This is a genomic window from Pseudoxanthomonas sp. JBR18, from assembly GCF_028198165.1.
Taxonomy (GTDB): Bacteria; Pseudomonadota; Gammaproteobacteria; order Xanthomonadales; family Xanthomonadaceae; genus Pseudoxanthomonas_A.
This window is the reverse complement of record NZ_CP116339.1, coordinates 2443266-2461685: the sequence shown is the minus strand read 5'-3', so window position 1 is coordinate 2461685 and position 18420 is coordinate 2443266. Positions and strand designations below refer to the sequence as shown.

Annotated in this window: 17 protein-coding genes; 3 read left to right on the top strand and 14 right to left on the bottom strand. The window is 66.7% G+C overall.

Translation table 11 applies throughout. The features are described from left to right. Window positions 1-10: 10 nt before the first annotated feature. On the top strand, window positions 11-1336 hold the full coding sequence (locus PJ250_RS11040; RefSeq protein ID WP_271644589.1) for a sensor histidine kinase: 1326 nt from the start codon (window positions 11-13) through the stop codon (window positions 1334-1336). Window positions 1337-1351: 15 nt separating this feature from the next. Here PJ250_RS11040 and PJ250_RS11035 read toward each other — a convergent pair whose 3' ends face one another. From PJ250_RS11035 to glmU, 3 genes are all read right to left on the bottom strand, one after another. Then, window positions 1352-1699 carry a transposase gene (locus PJ250_RS11035; RefSeq protein ID WP_271644588.1) on the bottom strand — a complete coding sequence of 116 codons (348 nt, stop codon included), beginning with the start codon at window positions 1697-1699 and terminating at the stop codon, window positions 1352-1354. 211 nt (window positions 1700-1910) lie between these two features. Next, the gene (locus PJ250_RS11030) at window positions 1911-2363 is read right to left on the bottom strand and encodes a RidA family protein (protein ID WP_271644587.1); all 453 of its coding nucleotides are present in this window, start codon (window positions 2361-2363) and stop codon (window positions 1911-1913) included. 193 nt (window positions 2364-2556) lie between these two features. Continuing rightward, a complete protein-coding gene (gene glmU, locus PJ250_RS11025) occupies window positions 2557-3927 on the bottom strand; it encodes a bifunctional UDP-N-acetylglucosamine diphosphorylase/glucosamine-1-phosphate N-acetyltransferase GlmU (protein WP_271644586.1) in 1371 nt (456 codons plus the stop codon). A gap of 117 nt (window positions 3928-4044) precedes the next feature. On the opposite strand from glmU, the gene PJ250_RS11020 reads away from it, so the two are divergent. Together PJ250_RS11020 and PJ250_RS11015 are read left to right on the top strand one after the other, a co-directional pair. Then, window positions 4045-5655, top strand: a complete 1611-nt coding sequence (locus PJ250_RS11020; RefSeq protein WP_271644585.1) for a hypothetical protein — start codon at window positions 4045-4047, stop codon at window positions 5653-5655. Window positions 5656-5755: 100 nt separating this feature from the next. Continuing rightward, entirely contained in the window at window positions 5756-6160 is a 405-nt protein-coding gene (locus PJ250_RS11015) for a GtrA family protein (protein ID WP_271644584.1), read from the top strand. Between the two features lie 261 nt (window positions 6161-6421). Here PJ250_RS11015 and PJ250_RS11010 read toward each other — a convergent pair whose 3' ends face one another. The 11 genes from PJ250_RS11010 to PJ250_RS10960 form a co-directional block, all read right to left on the bottom strand. Further along, window positions 6422-6844 (bottom strand): F0F1 ATP synthase subunit epsilon, encoded by a 423-nt coding sequence (locus PJ250_RS11010; RefSeq protein ID WP_271644583.1) that lies wholly within the window; start codon window positions 6842-6844, stop codon window positions 6422-6424. A 59-nt stretch (window positions 6845-6903) separates the two neighbouring features. Beyond that, window positions 6904-8310, bottom strand: a complete 1407-nt coding sequence (gene atpD / locus PJ250_RS11005; protein WP_271644581.1) for a F0F1 ATP synthase subunit beta — start codon at window positions 8308-8310, stop codon at window positions 6904-6906. A 39-nt stretch (window positions 8311-8349) separates the two neighbouring features. Then, window positions 8350-9213: a F0F1 ATP synthase subunit gamma gene (gene atpG / locus PJ250_RS11000; protein WP_271644580.1), complete on the bottom strand. Its 864-nt coding sequence runs from the start codon at window positions 9211-9213 to the stop codon at window positions 8350-8352. 104 nt (window positions 9214-9317) lie between these two features. Beyond that, on the bottom strand, window positions 9318-10865 hold the full coding sequence (atpA, locus tag PJ250_RS10995) for a F0F1 ATP synthase subunit alpha (protein WP_271644579.1): 1548 nt from the start codon (window positions 10863-10865) through the stop codon (window positions 9318-9320). Window positions 10866-10966: 101 nt separating this feature from the next. Then, a complete protein-coding gene (locus tag PJ250_RS10990) occupies window positions 10967-11494 on the bottom strand; it encodes a F0F1 ATP synthase subunit delta (protein ID WP_271644578.1) in 528 nt (175 codons plus the stop codon). Between the two features lie 16 nt (window positions 11495-11510). Continuing rightward, complete coding sequence (locus PJ250_RS10985) at window positions 11511-11981, bottom strand: F0F1 ATP synthase subunit B (protein WP_271644577.1); 471 nt, start codon at window positions 11979-11981, stop codon at window positions 11511-11513. Between the two features lie 96 nt (window positions 11982-12077). Then, window positions 12078-12359, bottom strand: coding sequence for a F0F1 ATP synthase subunit C (gene atpE / locus PJ250_RS10980; RefSeq protein ID WP_271644576.1), 282 nt, complete (start codon window positions 12357-12359; stop codon window positions 12078-12080). Window positions 12360-12421: 62 nt separating this feature from the next. Then, a complete protein-coding gene (gene atpB / locus PJ250_RS10975) occupies window positions 12422-13258 on the bottom strand; it encodes a F0F1 ATP synthase subunit A (RefSeq protein WP_271644575.1) in 837 nt (278 codons plus the stop codon). Continuing rightward, window positions 13255-13638 carry a hypothetical protein gene (locus tag PJ250_RS10970; protein WP_271644574.1) on the bottom strand — a complete coding sequence of 128 codons (384 nt, stop codon included), beginning with the start codon at window positions 13636-13638 and terminating at the stop codon, window positions 13255-13257. Before PJ250_RS10970 ends, atpB begins: the two co-directional genes overlap by 4 nt. A gap of 324 nt (window positions 13639-13962) precedes the next feature. Then, window positions 13963-15525 carry a tetratricopeptide repeat-containing sulfotransferase family protein gene (locus PJ250_RS10965; RefSeq protein WP_271644573.1) on the bottom strand — a complete coding sequence of 521 codons (1563 nt, stop codon included), beginning with the start codon at window positions 15523-15525 and terminating at the stop codon, window positions 13963-13965. 70 nt (window positions 15526-15595) lie between these two features. Continuing rightward, the gene (locus PJ250_RS10960) at window positions 15596-17980 is read right to left on the bottom strand and encodes a TonB-dependent receptor (protein ID WP_271644572.1); all 2385 of its coding nucleotides are present in this window, start codon (window positions 17978-17980) and stop codon (window positions 15596-15598) included. Between the last annotated feature and the right edge of the window lie 440 nt (window positions 17981-18420).

Here is an 18420-nt window from a genome sequence, read left to right as displayed (position 1 = left end):
GCGCGCGGCCATGAAGCGCTCGCTGGCCGGTCGCCTGATGCTGTGGCTGCTGCCACTGGGCGTCGCGGCCATCGCCCTGCCGCTGGCCATGCAGACCTGGCTGGAGGATGTATGGCTCAGCGCCATCATCTCCGCGGTCGTGCTGCTGCCGTTGGCCGCCTGGGTCATTCGTCAGGCCCTGATGCCGGTGAACTCGCTGTTCCGTGCCTTGTCCGGCGCGGTCAACAGCTATCGCGATGGCGAGTTCAACTTCGGCGTGCACTGGTCCGGCAACGACGAACTGAACGATCTGGTGCTCTCCCACGAGGAACTGGGCCAGGTGCTGCGCGACCAGCGCCAGGGCCTGGCCCAGCGCGAACTGCTGCTGGACAGCATGATCCAGCACTCACCCGTGGCGATGCTGCTGCTGGCGCCCGGTGGCGATGGCGGCATGCGCGTGGTGTTCGCCAACCTGGCCGCGCGCAACCTGCTGTTCGGCGGCCGGCGCATGGAGGGGCAGCGCTTCGAGACCTTGCTCGAACACGCCGAGCCGGAACTGGTCGAGGCGATGGAACGCGGCGGGGACAGCCTGTTCGCCGTGGGCGCGGAGGAAGAAGGCGGCGAGGAGCAGATCTATCACCTGGCACGGCGACGCTTCCAGCTCAACGGCCGCCAGCAGGAGCTGCTGCAGCTGTGGCGGCTGACCACCGAGCTGCGCCGCCAGGAGGTGCAGACCTGGAAGAAGGTCATCCGCGTGATCAGCCACGAGCTCAACAACTCACTGGCGCCGGTGGCCTCGCTGGCGCACTCCGGCGGCGAACTGGTGCGACGCGGCCGGCACGATCAGCTCGAGCATGTGTTCGCCACCATCGAAGAGCGCGCGCGCCATCTGGAGGAATTCATCCGTGGCTACGCGCGCTTTGCCAAGCTGCCACAGCCGCAGAAGCAGGCCATCGAATGGGCCGCCTTTCTACGTGGGCTGCAGCAGCAGATCGGCTTCACCATCGAGGGCCATGCTGAGGGCGTGCGCAGCCGCATCGATCCGGCGCAGCTGGGCCAGGCGCTGTTGAACCTGGTCAAGAACGCGCACGAGGCCGGAGGCGAAGGCAGCGAGGTCACCGTGCGCGTCACCCCCCTGCACGGACAGGTGCGTGTGGAGGTGCTCGACCGCGGCAGCGGCATGAACGAAGCGGTCCTGCAGAACGCGCTGGTGCCCTTCTACTCGACCAAGCGCAACGGCACCGGCCTGGGGCTGGCGCTGACCCGTGAGATTGTCGAGGCCCACGATGGGCGCATCGCCCTGCACAACCGCGAGGGCGGCGGACTGTGCGTCAGCCTGCACCTGCCCAGTACCTGACCAGCCTCGCCGACCTCAGCGCTGGCTAGCGTCCCACGGGATGGGCGCGTTTAGCGAAGCGTCTTCGCCCTTCGCGTCGAGCGCCGCCCGCAAGGCGCGCTGCAGGGCGGCGGTGAGGCGTCGCAGCTCCTGGAGTTCGCGTTCGAGTTGGCGCAGGCGAGCGCCATGCACGTCATGATGCGCACTACCGCGCTGCTGGCTGGCTTCGCGTCGCAGCCAGGCATTGAGCGTCTCGCTGCGGCAACCCAGGCCTTTTGCAACGTGTTGGACCGCGCCGCGTCGCGAGTAACCGTTGGCCGCCAGCGCATGCACCTGTTGGAGCGCCCGGGCCTTGGCCGCCTGCGAGTAGCGCATCGCCGCCATGTCGTCAGCGCCGCCAGGCCGGGCGCGCGCGCAGGCCCTTCGGTGCGCCGGCGTGGCGATGCATCCGGCCGATGCGGCGGAAGACGCGGCAGGTTGTGTTTCCATCCATGAGGTCATTGAATGCCAACCTCCGGCACAACACGTGTGCCAGAGGTCAGCAGCACTGATGGCGCCTTTGTAGTCCGCTCCCGCGGATAGGTCGCCTGCGTGGTCAGCCGGCCGGCGCGTAGGCCGTGCAGCCTACTTCCAGCGCGGCCTGCATCGGCAGGGCGCTGACAGCCATCGCGCTGCGCGCGGGCAGATGGTCGGGCTTGAAGGCGGCCACGTAGAGCTTGTTGAACTCGGCCCAGTCCTTCATGTCGGCGATCATCACCGTGCACTGGGTCACCTGGTCCATGGACGCGCCGGCCGTGCCCAGCACCTTGGCGACGTTGGCCATGGTGTTGCTGGCCTGGCTCGCGAAATCGGCCGGGAGCTTGCCATCGGCGCCGACACCGAGCTGGCCGGACACGTACACCGTGTCGCCCGCGCGCACGGCGGCCGCATACGGTGCCTTGCTGCCGGCGGGACGGTGATATTCCAGATCTGCCGCCTGGGCGGAAAGCGCGACGCCAAGCAGGCAGCCAAAACCCAGGACACGGAGCGAAAAGCGATGCGACTTCATGCGACAACCTCTGCGTGGGGAAAGCGTGCGCCCGGATCGCGTGCATCCAGTCGCGGGCATGTCCCCGGCCACCCGCGCGCATCAAGCGCAGCAGCGTGCGACCGGGAACTGCCAGGTTCGATCAGACGCCCACTCCCCGTGCATCGCCCGTGCACCCGACGTTAACCGCTGGCGCGCGCAACCGCCAGCCCGCTCAGGAAGTTTTCTTCTTCGGCCGTTCCCAGGTCTCGATGGTGTTCTGGCGCGCGCGCGCCACGGTCAGCTTGCCGGCCGGGGCGTCGCTTACCAGCACGGTGCCCGCTCCCAGGGTAGCGCCATCGCCCAGCGTGATCGGGGCCACCAGCGCCGAGTTGCTGCCCACGAATACGTTGTCGCCGATGGTCGTGGTGAACTTGTTGATCCCGTCGTAGTTGCAGGTGATGGTGCCGGCGCCGATGTTGGTCCCGCTGCCGATCACGGTATCGCCCAGGTAGGTCAGGTGGTTGGCCTTGGTGCCGACGCCGAGGACCGCCTTCTTGGTTTCCACGAAATTGCCGATGTGCACGCCGTCGGCCAGCACCGTGCCCGGGCGCAGGCGCGCGAACGGGCCGATCATCACGGCCCCTTCGGTCACCACGCCTTCCAGGTCGCAGTGCGCGCGCACCTCGGTGCCCGGACCGAGCTTGACGTCTTTGAGCCGGACGAAGGGCCCAATCAGGACGCCATCGCCCAGGTCAACGTCGCCTTCCAGCACCACGTTGACGTCGATCTGCACATCGCGACCCACGCGCACGCGGCCGCGCTGGTCCACCCGCGCCGGGTCGATCAGGCGCGCACCGGCCAGGCACAGCGCCTTGGCCTGGCGCAGCTGCCAGGTGCGCTCCAGGTGCGCCAGCTGCCAGGGATCGTTGGCGCCTTCGGCCTCCAGCGGATCGGCGACCACCACCATCTCGGCCGGACTGAACTCGGCCGCGGCCATGCCGAAGATGTCGGTGAGGTAGTACTCGCCCTGCACGTTGTCGTTGTCCAGCTGATCCAGCCAGCGGTGCAGCGCGGTCGATTCGGCGGTGAGGATGCCGGTGTTGACAGTGTGCAGGCGGCGCTGGTCGTCGTCGGCGTCCTTCTCCTCGACGATGGCACCGACCTTGCCGTTGGCGTCGCGCACGATGCGGCCGTAGCCGGTCGGATCGTCCGGTTCGGCCACCAGCACCGCAAGGCGTCCGGGCGCGTGCAACAGCCGCAGCAGGGTCTCGGGGCGAATCAGCGGCACATCGCCATACAGCACCAGCACGGTGGCGGCATCGGGCACGTTCTCCATGGCCTGCTGCACGGCATGGCCGGTGCCCAGGCGCTGGGCCTGCTCGGCCCAGATCAGGTCGGGCTGGCCGGCGAACGCATCGCGCACCTCTTCGCCGGCATGCCCGTAGACCACGTGGATGGCGGCGGGCTCCAGGGCCCGCGCGACCTGGATGACGTGCGCCAGCATCGGCTGCCCCGCCACGGGCTGCAGCACCTTGGGCAGCGCGGACTTCATGCGCTTGCCTTCACCGGCGGCCAGGATGATCACGTGCAGGGGCAAAGTCATGGAAAACCCAAAAAGCCAGGAAACAGCGGCCTAGTCTAAGCCGCTCCCTCTACGGGCTGCAGTGAACTTTGCCCTAGCATAGGCAGCCCAGATTCACGCCAGGACTCATCCAGTCGCATGGAAGCCCCCACGAATGCACCCGCAAGCCGCCCTGCTTCATGGAAGCCGATACTCGTCATTGCCGGCCTGCTCACCCTGATCTTTACCCTGGCCACAGGCCAGGATCACAACTGGGACCTGCGCAATTATCACCTCTATACCGCCTCTGCCTTGATGCAAGGCCGGTATGACAGCGACATCGCGGTGGCCCAGTTGCAGACCTGGCATAACCCGACGGTGGATTTCCCCTTCGCCTGGTTGGTGCAGGTCGGCGCACCGGGCTGGCTGGTGACGGTATGGCTGGCCGTGCCTGCCTGCTTCGCACTGGTATTCGCGCTGCGCATCATGGACCTGCTCTGGCCCGACGGGTCCAGCCGATGGCGCACTGGCTGGGCGACCGTCGTGGCCCTGACCGGGGCGGCAGTGGGACCGACCCTGGGCAGCACGTTCAACGACGCCTTCGTCGCCGCCGGCGCGCTGGCCGCCCTGTACTGGGTGATCGGGTCACATGCGCAACGTGGCGCCTTGTCGGTCTGGATACCGGCTGGGCTCATGGCGGGCGCCGCCGCAGGACTCAAGCTCACCGGTGGGATCTACTGTATCGGGCTGGCCGCCGCCATGGTCGTCGCGGGGCCTCTGCGAAGCCTTCCGCAGCGCACGCTCGCGCTGGCGGCAGGGGGTGTCACCGGTGTGCTGATCACCGCCGGACCGTGGGCCTGGATGATGTGGCAGGCACACGGCAATCCGCTGTTCCCGTATTTCAACCAGATCTTCCGCTCAGCCGACGGATTGCCGCTTTCCTACAGCGATGCGAAATTCATTCCACACGGCATTGATGCGCTCCTGGTGCCGGTCCATCTGCTCTCCAGCAGCAACCGCTACTCGGAAAGCAAGCTGGCCGATCCACGCGTCCTGCTCGGCCTTGCCGCCTTTGCAATGGCATGGTTCGAGACACGCCAACGTGCAGCCCACCCAGACGCGGCCGCAACGCCACGCACAGGCAAGCGCATGCTCGTGGCGTTTGCTTTGGCAAGTTTTGTCTGTTGGGTGTTGATCTACGGCATCTACCGCTATCTCTTTGCTTTTGAGCTGCTTTGTAGCGTCGCCATCTGTGCGATGGTCTGGAAGGTCTGGCCTGCTCGCTGGCCGCGTGGGCTGCTGGCCGTGGCCGCCGTGCTGATCATCGCCGTGACGGATCGCCCCAGTTGGGGGCGCGATCATGTCTTCACCACGCCGATGGTGAAGGTGCGGTTCCCTGCATTGCCAGAGGATGCGCTGGTGGTGCTATCCAGCATTCACCCACTCGGCCACGCCGTGCCCTACCTCCCAAGGAAGGTACAGGCCGTTGCGATCGCCAACAATTTCATGGACCCGCAGCATTGCACGCATCTACAGCAGCGCGCCGAGCGAACCATTCGGTCCCATAGCGGCCCCGTGTTTTTGCTCATGGAACTCGACCAGGATCACACCGACCCGTTCGCAGACCGCTACCAGCGCTACGGGCTTCAGATCGATGGTCAGTGCAGCAAGGTCGAGGACTCGCTCCGCCCTGGCAAGCTTCAGATCTGCCCATTGAAGCGCGTTGCGATGCCAGCCTCGGCGTGTGACGCGGCCCGAACAGGCGCCTGACGCACGACCTCCCAGCCGGACGGATCCCGGCCCGGAACGCATCGCTGCTACGCCAGCAGCCCAACCGACCGAACTTTCAGCACATCGATAGAATCAGGCAATGCCGACTGCTTCCTCGCGCCACCTCGTCCGCCAAGGCCGCTCCTTCCTGATCGTTGGCGTGGCTCAACTCGCATTGGACTGGAGCGTCTTCGTCGCCTTGAGCGCGCTGGGAATCCAGGCCATGCCCGCCAATCTCGTGGGCCGTGTCTCTGGCGCGCTGCTGGGCTTCTGGCTCAATGGGCGCTATACCTTCGCCTCGCACGAGGATGGCGCGCGCCTGGGCTGGCGCCGCTTTGGCCGGTTTCTCGTGGTGTGGCTGATCGCCACAGCGCTGAGCACTTGGCTGATCGTGCTGGCCGAACATCATCTCGGCCTGCGCCTGACCTGGCTGGCCAAGCCAGTGGTCGAAGGCGGCCTGGCGGTGCTGACCTTCCTGGCCGGACGCTACGTGATCTACCGGTGAGAGACGGACGCCTGCACGTCCTCCATGGACGTGGCTTGCTCGACCACCGGCGAAATCCGCGACCCCATTACCAGTTGGCACGGTAAAAAGCCGATAAGTCGTGCCGATGTGGTCATCGGCGCCCCGCAGAAGCCAGCGCCAACCCGCACCAGGCCGTTGGCCCGGACCAGCCGCCAGCACGTGAGACCGGAAACAAAAAACGCCGGCTTGCGCCGGCGTTTTCTCGCGGGAAATCAGGTCGGGAGACCGCGGGTTTCCGCTTCAGTGCTTGAGCGTCTTGCGCAGGCGCTCCAGCGCCTGCAGCTGGACCACGGCTTCCATCAGCTTGCGCTGGGCTTCGGCCAGGTCTTCGGTCTCGCCGCGGTTGGCCAGCACGCGTTCGGCTTCTTCCTTGGCGGCCTTGACGGCGGCCTCGTCGATGTCCTGTGCGCGGATGGCGGTGTCGGCCAGCACGGTGACGACCTGCGGCTGCACTTCCAGGATGCCGCCGGAGATGGCGAAGTCCAGCTGCTCGCCGCCGGCAGTGGTCACCACGACCTTGCCCGGCTTCAGGCGCGTGATCAGCGGCGCGTGCTTGGGCGCGATACCCAGTTCGCCCAACTCACCGGTGGCGACCACCAGGGTGGCTTCACCGTGGTAGATCTCCTGCTCGGCGCTGACGATGTCGCAACGGATGGTGCTCATGCAATGTCCTCTGCCGCGTCAGTGGCAAGCCGGTCGGCTCGCCTTCGACGCTGTGCGGATCAGGCCTTCTCGGCCAGCTTCTTGGCCTTTTCCACGGCCTCGTCGATGCTGCCGACCATGTAGAACGCCTGCTCGGGCAGGTGGTCGTACTCGCCGTCCAGGATGCCCTTGAAGCCGCGGATGGTGTCCTTCAGCGACACGTACTTGCCCGGGGCGCCGGTGAACACTTCGGCCACGTGGAAGGGCTGGCTGAAGAAGCGCTCGATCTTGCGCGCGCGCGACACGGCCTGCTTGTCCTCTTCGGACAGTTCGTCCATGCCCAGGATCGCGATGATGTCCTTGAGCTCCTTGTACTTCTGCAGGGTGGCCTGCACGCGACGGGCGACATCGTAGTGCTCGTTGCCGATCACCAGCGGATCCAGCTGGCGGCTGGTGGAATCCAGCGGATCGACCGCTGGATAGATACCCAGCGAGGCGATGTTGCGGCTCAGGGTCACCGTGGAATCCAGGTGCGCGAAGGTGGTGGCCGGCGACGGGTCGGTCAAGTCATCCGCGGGCACGTACACGGCCTGGATCGAGGTGATCGAACCGTTCTTGGTCGAGGTGATGCGCTCCTGCAGGACGCCCATTTCCTCGGCCAGGGTCGGCTGGTAGCCCACCGCCGACGGCATGCGGCCCAGCAGCGCGGACACCTCGGTACCGGCCAGGGTGTAGCGGTAGATGTTGTCGACGAACAGCAGCACGTCCTTGCCCTTGCCCGACTCGTCCTTCTCATCGCGGAAGTACTCGGCCATGGTCAGGCCGGTCAGCGCGACGCGCAGGCGGTTGCCCGGCGGCTCGTTCATCTGGCCGTAGACCATCGCGACCTTGTCCAGGACGTTGGAGTCCTTCATCTCGTGGTAGAAGTCGTTGCCCTCGCGGGTACGCTCGCCCACGCCGGCGAACACGGACAGACCTTCGTGCGCCTTGGCGATGTTGTTGATCAGCTCCATCATGTTGACGGTCTTGCCGACGCCGGCGCCGCCGAACAGGCCGACCTTGCCGCCCTTGGCGAACGGGCACATCAGGTCGATCACCTTGATGCCGGTTTCCAGCAGCTCGGTGGAGGAGGACTGGTCTTCGTACGAGGGCGCGGCGCGGTGGATTTCCCAGCTGTCGCTGCCTTCGACCGGACCGGCCTCGTCGATCGGGCGACCCAGCACGTCCATGATGCGGCCCAGCGTGGCCTTGCCGACCGGCACCGAGATCGCCTTGCCGGTGTTGGTGGCCACCAGGTTGCGCTTGAGGCCATCGGTGGAACCCAGCGCGATGGTGCGGACCACGCCGTCGCCCAGCTGCTGCTGGACTTCCAGCGTGATCTCGGTGTTGTCCACCTTCAGCGCGTCGTACACCTTCGGCACGTCGCCGCGCGGGAATTCGACGTCGACGACCGCGCCGATGATCTGAACGATCTTGCCCTGATTCATTGCTGCATCCTCTAGATAAAGACCTGTGGCCGCGCGCGCTTAGACCGCCGCTGCGCCGCCGACGATTTCGGAGATTTCCTGGGTGATCGCCGCCTGGCGCGCCTTGTTGTAGGACAGCTGCAGGGTGCCGATCAGCTTGCTGGCGTTGTCGCTGGCGGCCTTCATCGCCACCATGCGCGCGGCGTGCTCGGAGGCCACGTTCTCCAGCACCGCCTGGTAGACCAACGACTCCACGTAACGCACCAGCACGTGCTCGAGCACGGTCTTGGGATCGGGCTCGTACAGGTAGTCCCAGTCGTGCTTGGCGACGGTCTCCTCGGCCGGCGGCAACGGCAGCAGCTGGTCGAAGGAGGCCTTCTGCGACATCGTGTTGACGAAGTGGTTGTAAACCAGGAACACCCGGTCGACCTTGCCCGACTCGTAGGCCTCCAGCATCACCTTCACCACGCCCACCAGCTGCTCCAGGTGCGGCACGTCGCCCAGGTGGCTGATGCTGCCGACCATGTCCACCTTGAGCCGACGGAAGAACACCGCCGCCTTCTGGCCGATGGTGACCACGTCGACCTGCGCGCCCTTGTCCTGCCACTGGCGCATTTCACCCAGGGTCTTGCGGAACAGGTTGTTGTTCAGGCCACCGGCCAGGCCGCGGTCGGAGGAGATGACGATGTAGCCGACGCGCTCGACCTTCTCCCGCTCCACCAGGTAGGGATGCTGGAAATCGGTGTTGGCCTGGGCAAGGTGCCCGATGACCTGACGCATCGCCCGCGCGTAGGGGCGCGAGGTCTTCATGCGGTCCTGGGCGCGGCGGATCTTCGCGGCCGAGACCATCTCCAGGGCGCGCGTCACCTTGCGGGTGTTCTGCACGCTCTTGATCTTGTTCTTGATTTCGCGTCCGCCAGCCATCTTCCGTTTCCCGTAGAGCGGAGCAAGCTCCGCTGCTTTGTAGAGCGGAGCTTGCTCCGCTACACGTAAAGCGGAGCAAGCTCCGCTCTACACCAAACCGTCGCTTACCAGCTGCCGGTCTGCTTGAACTCTTCGATGCCCTTCTTGAACGCCGCCTCGATCTCGTCGTTCCAGGCGCCGGTGCCGTTGACCTTGCTCACCAGCTCGCCGGCGGTGTTGATGAAGTGGGCATGCAGGCCTTCTTCGAAGGACAGCAGCTTGTTCACCGGCACGTCGTCCAGATAACCCTCGTTGACGGCGTAGATCGACAGCGCCTGCAGGCAGATGCCCATCGGGGCGTACTGCTTCTGCTTCATCAGCTCGGTCACGCGCTGACCGCGCTCGAGCTGCTTGCGGGTGGCTTCGTCCAGGTCCGAGGCGAACTGGGCGAAGGCCGCCAGCTCGCGATACTGGGCCAGCGAGATGCGGATACCGCCGGAGAGCTTCTTGATGATCTTGGTCTGGGCCGCACCACCGACGCGCGACACCGAGATACCGGCGTTGACCGCCGGGCGGATGCCGGCGTTGAACAGGTCGGTTTCCAGGAAGATCTGGCCGTCGGTGATCGAGATCACGTTGGTCGGCACGAACGCGGACACGTCGCCAGCCTGGGTTTCGATGATCGGCAGTGCGGTCAGCGAACCGGTCTTGCCGGTCACCTTGCCCTCGGTGAACTTCTCCACGTAGGCCGGCGAGACGCGGCAGGCGCGCTCGAGCAGGCGGGAGTGCAGGTAGAACACGTCGCCCGGATAGGCTTCGCGGCCCGGCGGGCGCTTGAGCAGCAGCGAGATCTGGCGATAGGCCACGGCCTGCTTGGACAGGTCGTCGTACACGATCAGCGCGTCTTCGCCGCGGTCCAGGAAGTACTCACCCATGGTGCAGCCCGAGTAGGCGCTGATGTACTGCATCGCGGCCGACTCGGACGCGGTGGCGGCCACCACGATGGTGTGGGCCAGCGCGCCGTTCTCTTCGAGCTTGCGCACGATGTTGGCCACCGTCGAGGCCTTCTGGCCGATGGCGACGTACACGCACTTGATGCCCGAATCCTTCTGGTTGATCACCGCGTCGATGGCCATCGCGGTCTTGCCGGTCTGGCGGTCGCCGATGATCAGCTCGCGCTGGCCACGGCCGATCGGGATCATGGCATCGACCGACTTGTAGCCGGTCTGCACCGGCTCATCGACCGACTGGCGCCAGATCACGCCCGGTGCCACGCGCTCGACCGGGGCGGTCAGCGGGGTGTTGATCGGGCCCTTGCCGTCGATCGGCTCGCCCAGCGCGTTGACCACGCGGCCCAGCAGTTCCGGACCGACCGGCACTTCCAGGATGCGGCCAGTGGTCTTGGCGATGTCGCCTTCGCGCAGGTGCTCGTAGTCACCCAGAACCACGGCGCCGACCGAGTCGCGCTCCAGGTTCAGGGCCAGGGCGAAGGTGTTGCCCGGCAGCTCGATCATTTCGCCCTGCATCACGTCGGCCAGGCCGAAGATGCGCACGATGCCGTCGGCCACGCTGGTGACCGTGCCTTCGTTGCGCGACTCGGCGGCCAGCTTGACCTGCTCGATGCGGGTCTTGATGAGGTCGCTGATTTCAGAGGGGTTGAGCGTGGTGGCCATGATGGTTTCCCTTGTGCAGCCGTTGCGCGGCTGCGGATAAATGAAAGCGTGTGCCTGTCGCCTGCCGCTCCGCGTCGTGCGCGGGGCGGCGGCGCCTGGAATCAGCCCGCCAGCGCCGTCTGCAGGCGCGCCAGCTTGCCCTTGAGCGAGCCATCGATGACCACGTCGCCGGCATCGATGATGGCGCCGCCGATCAGCGAGGCATCGACCTCGGTGGTCACATCCACCTGGCGACCGAAACGCTTGGCCAGGGCGGCCTTGATCACGTCCAGCTCGCCCGGCGGCAGTTCGCTGGCCGAGGTCACCTTGGCCAGCACGATACGCTCGGCTTCGGCGCGCAGCTGCTCGTACAGCGCGGCGATCTCCGGCAGCAGCGGCAGGCGACGCGCATCGGCCAGCACACCGAGAAACCGGGTGAAGGCTTCATCGACACCCTGCGGCGACAGCAACATCAGGGCCTGCTCGCGGGTCAGCTGCGGATTGAGCAGCAACGCGGCGACCTGCGGCTCGCTGGCGATCTGGGCGGAAAAGCCCAGGGCCTGCGACCACGCCGGCAGCTGCTGCGCGTCCTGCGCCGCGCCGAAGGCGGCACGGGCGTAGGGACGGGCAAGCGTGATGAACTGGCTCATGATCGGATCACCCGGGTCAGATCTGCGCGGCCAGTTCGTCCAGCAGCGCCTTGTGGGCGGCCGGATCGATCTCGCGGTGCAGCAGCTTCTCGGCACCACTCACGGCCAGCGCGGACACCTGCTTGCGCAGCTCCTCGCGGGCCCGATTGGCGGCGGCGGCGATCTCTTCCTGGGCCAGTTCCTTCTGCCGGTTCGCCTCGGCGACCGCTTCATTGCGTGCGGCCTCGACGATCTGGTTGGCACGGGCGTGGGCCTGGTCGATGATCTCGTTGGCCTTGACGCGGGCGTCCTTGAGGGCCTCGTTGGCCTTCTCCTGCGCCTGCGCCAGATCCTTCTGGCTGCGATCGGCAGCGGCCAGGCCTTCGGCGATCTTCTTCTGCCGTTCTTCAAGCGCCGCGTTCAGCGGCGGCCAGATGAACTTCATCGTGAACCAGATCAGGATCACGAAGGAAAGCATCTGGCCGAAGAAGGTCATGTTGATGTTCATGACGTGTCCTCAACGGGTTCGTTCAACCCGCCATGCGTGGATGCATGACGGGTATTGCTGCATGGGCCGCGGCTGCGGCCCAGGACCTGGGCGCGATTAGCCGCCCTGAGCGGCGTTCAGGACCGGGGTCAGCAGCGGGTTGGCGATACCGAAGAACAGCGCGATGGCCAGGCCGATGATGAACGCGGCGTCGATCAGGCCGGCCAGCAGGAACATGCGGCCCTGCAGCACCGGGATCAGCTCCGGCTGACGGGCGGCCGATTCCAGGAACTTGGAACCCATGATGGCGATGCCCAGGCAGGCGCCCAGTGCACCGAGGCCGATGATGAGGCCGATGGCAATGGCGGTCATGCCCTGCAGGTGTGCGACAAATTCCATTGAAATCTCTCCAGCGAGTTGTTGGTTAAGAACGAAAGGGTGAAGCGAAAAGTGGGGCGATCTTAGTGACTCTCACGCGCGCCGGCGATGTAGACGACGGTGAGGATCATGAAGATGAAGGCCTGCAGCAGGATGATCAGGATATGGAAGACACCCCAGGCCGCGTTGGCGATGACGCCCGGCACGAAGGTGATCCAGCTGCTGAGCAGGCCGGCGATGAGCATGAACACCAGCTCGCCACCATACATGTTGCCGAACAGTCGCATGGCCAGCGAGATCGGCTTGACCAGCCACTCGATGATGTTCATGCCCAGATTGACCGGGGCCAGCACGATGGACAGCGGGCCATGGGCGTGGAAGGGCGCCGTGAGCAGCTCCTTGCCGAAACCGAAGCCGCCCTTGGCGGCCAGCGAATGGCCGATCAGGATGAAGAACACCGTCACCGACAGCGCGGCGGGCGTCATCAGGTCCGCGGTGGGGACCAGGCGCAGGTAGGAATGGTGCGCCGCTTCATGACCCGCCGTGGTCTGGACCACGAAGGACGGAAGATCCAGCGGGATCAGGTCCATGGTGTTCATGAAGACCACCCACATGAAGATGGTCAGGGCCAGCGGCGTGACCGAGCTGCGGTTGCCGTGGAAGGTGTCCTTGACCTGGCCATCGACGAATTCCATGACCAGCTCGACAAAGGCTTGGCCCTTGGACGGCACGCCCGGGGTGGCGCGGCGCGCGAAGAACGCGAACCAGGCCACGAACACCAGGCCCAGCACCAGCGCGATCAGCCAGCTGTCCAGATTGAAACGACCCAGCGCGCCCTCGCCCACCAGCTGGACGCTGTTGTGCGTCAAATGATGGTTGATGTATTCGGTCAAACCGCCCGAACTATTCGATTCATTCACGAAGCGACACCTTTCCGTCGAACCACATTGGCCAGCACCAAACCCAGTGCGGCACCCAAAACCCCGGTGATGACCGGCAGGCCCGGTAACCGGAACCCTGCCAACGCCGCCACCAGCACCAGCAACACCACCACCCACTTCGCCGCCATTCCCATCAGCAGCCGCGCGAAGGCGGTGCCGGCTGGGGCGACCCCGCCGCCCAGCGCCACTTTCGCGGCAGCCCAGGAACCAGCGGTGAGCCCCATGCCGCCCAGCCAGGCCCCAAGGGCCGAAGCGGGTGACGCTGCAAGCCAGGCCAGTGCGACCAGCACGGAGGCGGCAGCCTGCCAGGCTGTCGCCCGCTGTGCCAGTTGCCGACCCGTGTAGACGGAGTTCAGCACGTGCGATGGCCTTGGCGGGGTTGCGGGAACGGGCGTGCGGGTGGCCCGTCAAGCGGCGAAAGTATAGCAGCGCGCCCCTTGCACCGACAACCTCCAAAAGTTTGATTTGTCTTGGAAAAACCCCGGAACAGCGCAAAGCGCGTCGGCTCCGGCATGGAAGCGGTTTCGCCAGCCGCTTCTTGTCCCGACCGGTACAGGAACTTTCCGCGGTCCGCACGGTCCATCTGCATGAGGTCTGCGCCTACTTCCTCGTCGATGCTCCGCCGCAGACCTCCCCGAAGCCCCGGCCTCCTCGCCGGGGCTTCTCTTGTTAACGATGCCGCCTCAGGCCTCGAGGATCCGGCGCAGGGGTTCCAGATGGGCGGCGTAACGCTGCCAGCGGCCGATGCCATCGCGGTTGAGGGTTCCGCGCACCTGGGTAGCGCTGGCGGTGGCCACCGGCGCCGGATTGTGATGAAAGTCCAGGCAGGCCGGATCGTAGGGCAGTCCGCAGAACGCCAGCAGCGCCCGGGTCTGGGCCTGCTGGTCTTCGACCAGCCGCTCGTACCCTAGCCGCAGGAAGCGCCCCGGCAGCACGCGCTGCCAGTGCGCCATCAGGCGTTCGAAGCGCCTCACATAGCGCGCGGTATCCAGCGGATCGCTGGCGTAGTGGAAGTACGGAGTGCCCATGGCGAACAGGGTGCGCAAGTTGCCCAGGCACACGTCCAGCGGATCGCGCTGCAGGCAGACGATGCGCGCGCGGGGCAAGGCACGGGCGATGAAGCCGGCATAGAGGAAGTTGTGCGGCAACTTGTCGGTGAAACGCGCCTCGCCGCCATGCAGCATCGGCGCGGCGCCTTGCAGGTAGTCCTGGCCCAGGGCAGCCCAGTCCAGCCCGGCGGCACGCGTGATGGTCTCCGGATCGAGCAACGCCCGCGTGGGACTGCCGCTGGCTCGCTTGAGGGCAACGCCGAAGACCTGCAACTCGCCTGCGGCCTGCACCTGCGGGTGGCTCGACAGGATGCGCTCGACCAGGGTCGTGCCGCTGCGCGGCATGCCCACGATGAAGATCGGCCCCTCCGGCGCGTCATCGGGGGCCGCGATCGCGTCGGGGAAGGCGCGCTCAAGCGCGTCGAACAAGGCCGCGTCGCGCCCTGCGACATCGCCGAGCCGGGCCCGATGCGGGCGCTTGCCATCCAGCAGGTGCCGCCAGGCCTGGTCGTACTGGCCCAGGTCCTCGTACTGTCGCGAAAGTGCGTGATGCACATGGGCCAGTGCTTCGGGTTGGCCGGCCGCCTCGGGCAGCAATGCCGTCAGCGCGTCGATGCGGTTCTGTTCGGGCTGGGCCCTGCGCAGCAGTGCCAGCGCCGACTGCGCACGCCAGTGTGTCGGCTGTGCCGCGATGCAGGCTTGATACGCCTGCTCGGCACCATCGAAGTCTCCCAGGAACTTGCGCGCCGCCGCCAGGTTGAACTGGTGGCCGGGATCGTCGGGGTCCAGCGCCGCAGCGGCCCTGAACACGCGCTCGGCCTGCGCATGGTCGCCGGCCCGGCTGAAGACCACGCCCAGCAGCCCCAGCGCGCGCGGCGCGGCGGCACACAGGGGCAGCGCGCGGCGCGCCTCTTCCAGGGCCTGCGCCTGTCGATGGGCCAGGGACAGCGCGCGGGCATGCTCGGCCGCGATGTCACCCTCCTGCGGTGCCAGCGCGACCGCCCGTGCGAGGTGCTCGAGCGCAGCGCGCAGCTGGCGCTGTTCAAGCGCGGCGACGCCACCAAAGTAATGGGCGAGGACCAGGTCCGGCGCCTGGGCCTGCCACTGCCGGCACAGCCCTGCGAGTTCCACCCATCGCCCCTGCCCGGCCAGACGCCGGGCCTGCGCCTCAGGGGGCTGCGGAAAAGACGAACTCATCGTGCCTGGCAGGCGCCCCGGACGCGCGGCAACCACGCCGCGCGTCCGAGTATAGACAGCCCCTGGAGCGCTACTGGAAGTAGTAGGTGAAGCTCGCCCCGACCCGCAGCGGCGCGATCATCGCCTTGCTGTAGCTGCGCACCGCGAACGAGGTGCCGTCGCCCTCGATGGTCTCGATATAGGCAGGCGTGTTGCGCACCGCGGTCTCGGCATAGCGGTCGAAGAGGTTCTTGGCATAGAGGTTCACCTTCCATGCCACACCGGACAGGCTGATCGAGGCATTGTGCACGGCAAAGCCCGGCAGCACCTCGCCCCCGTTGCGCAGGCCCACGCGCGAGTCCACGTCGCTCTGCGCGGCCACCGAATAGTTCGCGCCCAGGATCAGGCCGCTAGACAGCGAGTGCGTGTACTGCAGCGACACGTTGCCCATGTGCTGAGGCGAACCCGGCAGGCGGTCGCCGTCGAAGGCATCTTCGCCGGACACGATGCCCGGCGCATCGGTGGCCAGTTCGGCCTTGTTGTAGGTGTAGGAGGCGGTCAGGCGCAGGTCTGGCAGCAGGCGCGCCTGGGTGGTCAACTCCACGCCCTGGCTGCGCGCTTTGGCACCGTTGACGGTGATGGGAATGGCGCCATTGACCGTGGTGCCGGCGACCTGCACATCGTCCCAGTCGATGTAATACAGCGCGCCGTTGACGACCAGCCGGTTGTCCAGCCAGCTGCTGCGCAGGCCCAACTCGTGGTTGGTGGTCTTGTCCGGCTTGATCAGGCGCTCGTTGGGCAGTGCGCAGACGTTCTGCCCATCCGGCAAGGGGTCCAGGCAGGCCGGGACCGCGTTGGCACCGCCGGAGCGGTAGCCCTCGCTGACCGTCGCATAGCCCAGCAGCTTGGGCGTGAACTGGTAGGAGGTGTTGAACTTGAAGATCGAGTCCTTATCCGAGACGTTGACCGGGTCGTAGGTCACGGCGATCTCGTCCGGGGCCGAGCCATCGATCAGCGGCAGGGCGAAGCCGACCTTCTGTTCGTCGTCGTACTTGAACCAGCGCCCGCCCACGGTGACGTTCCACTTGTCGGTGAAGTCGTAGCCGATCTCCCCGAACAAGGCCTTCTCCTCCGGCTTGTCGAAGGTAGCCTGGAAGTACTCCAGGTTGTCGGGGCGGTCGATGCCCCAGAATTCCGGAATGCCCGGGACGAATTCGCTGGAGTAGGCGGTCAGGTCCGAGCGATCGTAGAAGCCGCCGACGATCCAGGTCAGTGGGCCGGTGTCGTTGGAGACCAGGCGCACCTCCTGGGTGAAGCGACGCGTTTCCACTTCCTCGCGGGTATAGGCGGCGAAGCTGGGGAAGTCCTCGTAACCGTACTGGAAGTCCAGCAGCAGGTCGGTCTGGTCGCGCTGGCCCAGCTCGTCGTATTCGGAATAGCCGCTGGCCGAGGTCAGCGTGGCAAAGCCCAGATCGGCGGTGACTTCCAGCGCCAGCAACTGGCTCTTGCGGTCGTTGGGCTCCAGGAAGCGATACGCCGACTCGTAGCGCCCGGTGCCGAAGGAATCGACCTGGTTGACCGTGCGCCCGCCGGACTCCTGGCGCTGGTAGTAGTAGTAGGTCAGGTTGGCATCGACCGCGTCGCCAAACATCCAGCGCAGGCCGACACGCGCGCTGCTGGTGGTCAGGTCGTTGGCGTCGCGCCTGCGCTTGAGGTTGGCCGCGACCGCATCCGGATCGGAGAAGTCCGGCTGCGGATTGGACACGCCCGGCTCGCGCACCAGGAAGTCGTAATCGACCCAGCCCGGATCATGGTATTTGCCGAACGAGGCGCGCAGGGCGCCGTGCTGGCCGATCGGCAGGTTGAGGATGGAGCTGACCTCCATGCCGGTATCGCCGCTGTGGCTGCTGCTGGACAGACCCGTGGTCGCCTGGACGCTGGTTTCGCCCAACTGCGGACGCACCGGCAGATAGCGGATCGCGCCGCCCAGGGTGCCGGCCCCGTACAGGGTGCCCTGCGGCCCGAGCAGGGTCTCGACCCGCTCGATGTCGGTCAGGCGCAGGTCCAGGTACAGCGGGATGTCGCCCAGGTACTGGGCGACCACGCCGCCGCCGTCCTGGCCAACGCCCTCGCTGCCGGTAAGCGAATTGGTGTTGAGCCCGCGCACGGTCAGCAGGTTGGCATCACGTCCGCCCTGGTCGACCAGATACAGGCCCGGGACGGTCTTCACCAGGTCGGCCAGGTCGGTGAGGTTCTGCTGCTCGATGTCCAGCCCGGTGGTGGCCGTCAGGTTGAGCGGCACGTCCTGCACGGTGGCCGCGCGCCGGGTCGCGGTCACGGTCACCGTGTCCAGGTCCTTGGCGCTGCGGGGCGGATCGGCCTGCTGGGCCAGGGCGGGGAGCGCCAGGCCGGCCAGCATCAGCTGGGTGGCGAGCGCCAGCGGGTGGCGTCGCAGGCGGGGGAAGGGTGGGTTCATGCACAGGCTCCAGCGAATCAAACGAACGGCGTGGCATGCGCCCGGGCCAGCCGGCGCGCACGATCGGTCAAGCATTCCCACGTTCGGCACTCGCCACGCGCACGCACCCGCCCGGCAGGAGGTCCATGACCCCCTCGGGCCACGGCCGTCCGCATTGCTGCGATGCGTGCCGTTGGCCCGCCAGACGTCCCTCTGACGCCAGCCCGGGAATGCGGGACGCACGTCCTCCACGACGCATGCCAACCCCTCCCACGCACCGAAATAGCATCGCCGCCAATGCAGCGTCAATTTTCGGCACGTGGCGGCGCCCGGCACGCAGGCAAAAGCGGGCTCCCGTCACGACTTTCGCAAGACTGAACATCGAAGTCTCACTTCTTCACCGCGCCTGCACCGTGCCGGGCGCAGCTTGGCGCCCCTTCGCCGGCCAAGCGGGCCGGTCT

Coding starts and splice junctions, on each gene's coding strand:
- PJ250_RS11040 (WP_271644589.1), top strand. CDS start 11: ATGAAGCGCTCGCTGGCCGGTCGCCTGATGCTGTGGCTGCTGCCACTG.
- PJ250_RS11035 (WP_271644588.1), bottom strand. CDS start 1,699: ATGGCGGCGATGCGCTACTCGCAGGCGGCCAAGGCCCGGGCGCTCCAA.
- PJ250_RS11030 (WP_271644587.1), bottom strand. CDS start 2,363: ATGAAGTCGCATCGCTTTTCGCTCCGTGTCCTGGGTTTTGGCTGCCTG.
- glmU (WP_271644586.1), bottom strand. CDS start 3,927: ATGACTTTGCCCCTGCACGTGATCATCCTGGCCGCCGGTGAAGGCAAG.
- PJ250_RS11020 (WP_271644585.1), top strand. CDS start 4,045: ATGGAAGCCCCCACGAATGCACCCGCAAGCCGCCCTGCTTCATGGAAG.
- PJ250_RS11015 (WP_271644584.1), top strand. CDS start 5,756: ATGCCGACTGCTTCCTCGCGCCACCTCGTCCGCCAAGGCCGCTCCTTC.
- PJ250_RS11010 (WP_271644583.1), bottom strand. CDS start 6,844: ATGAGCACCATCCGTTGCGACATCGTCAGCGCCGAGCAGGAGATCTAC.
- atpD (WP_271644581.1), bottom strand. CDS start 8,310: ATGAATCAGGGCAAGATCGTTCAGATCATCGGCGCGGTCGTCGACGTC.
- atpG (WP_271644580.1), bottom strand. CDS start 9,213: ATGGCTGGCGGACGCGAAATCAAGAACAAGATCAAGAGCGTGCAGAAC.
- atpA (WP_271644579.1), bottom strand. CDS start 10,865: ATGGCCACCACGCTCAACCCCTCTGAAATCAGCGACCTCATCAAGACC.
- PJ250_RS10990 (WP_271644578.1), bottom strand. CDS start 11,494: ATGAGCCAGTTCATCACGCTTGCCCGTCCCTACGCCCGTGCCGCCTTC.
- PJ250_RS10985 (WP_271644577.1), bottom strand. CDS start 11,981: ATGAACATCAACATGACCTTCTTCGGCCAGATGCTTTCCTTCGTGATC.
- atpE (WP_271644576.1), bottom strand. CDS start 12,359: ATGGAATTTGTCGCACACCTGCAGGGCATGACCGCCATTGCCATCGGC.
- PJ250_RS10965 (WP_271644573.1), bottom strand. CDS start 15,525: ATGAGTTCGTCTTTTCCGCAGCCCCCTGAGGCGCAGGCCCGGCGTCTG.
- PJ250_RS10960 (WP_271644572.1), bottom strand. CDS start 17,980: ATGAACCCACCCTTCCCCCGCCTGCGACGCCACCCGCTGGCGCTCGCC.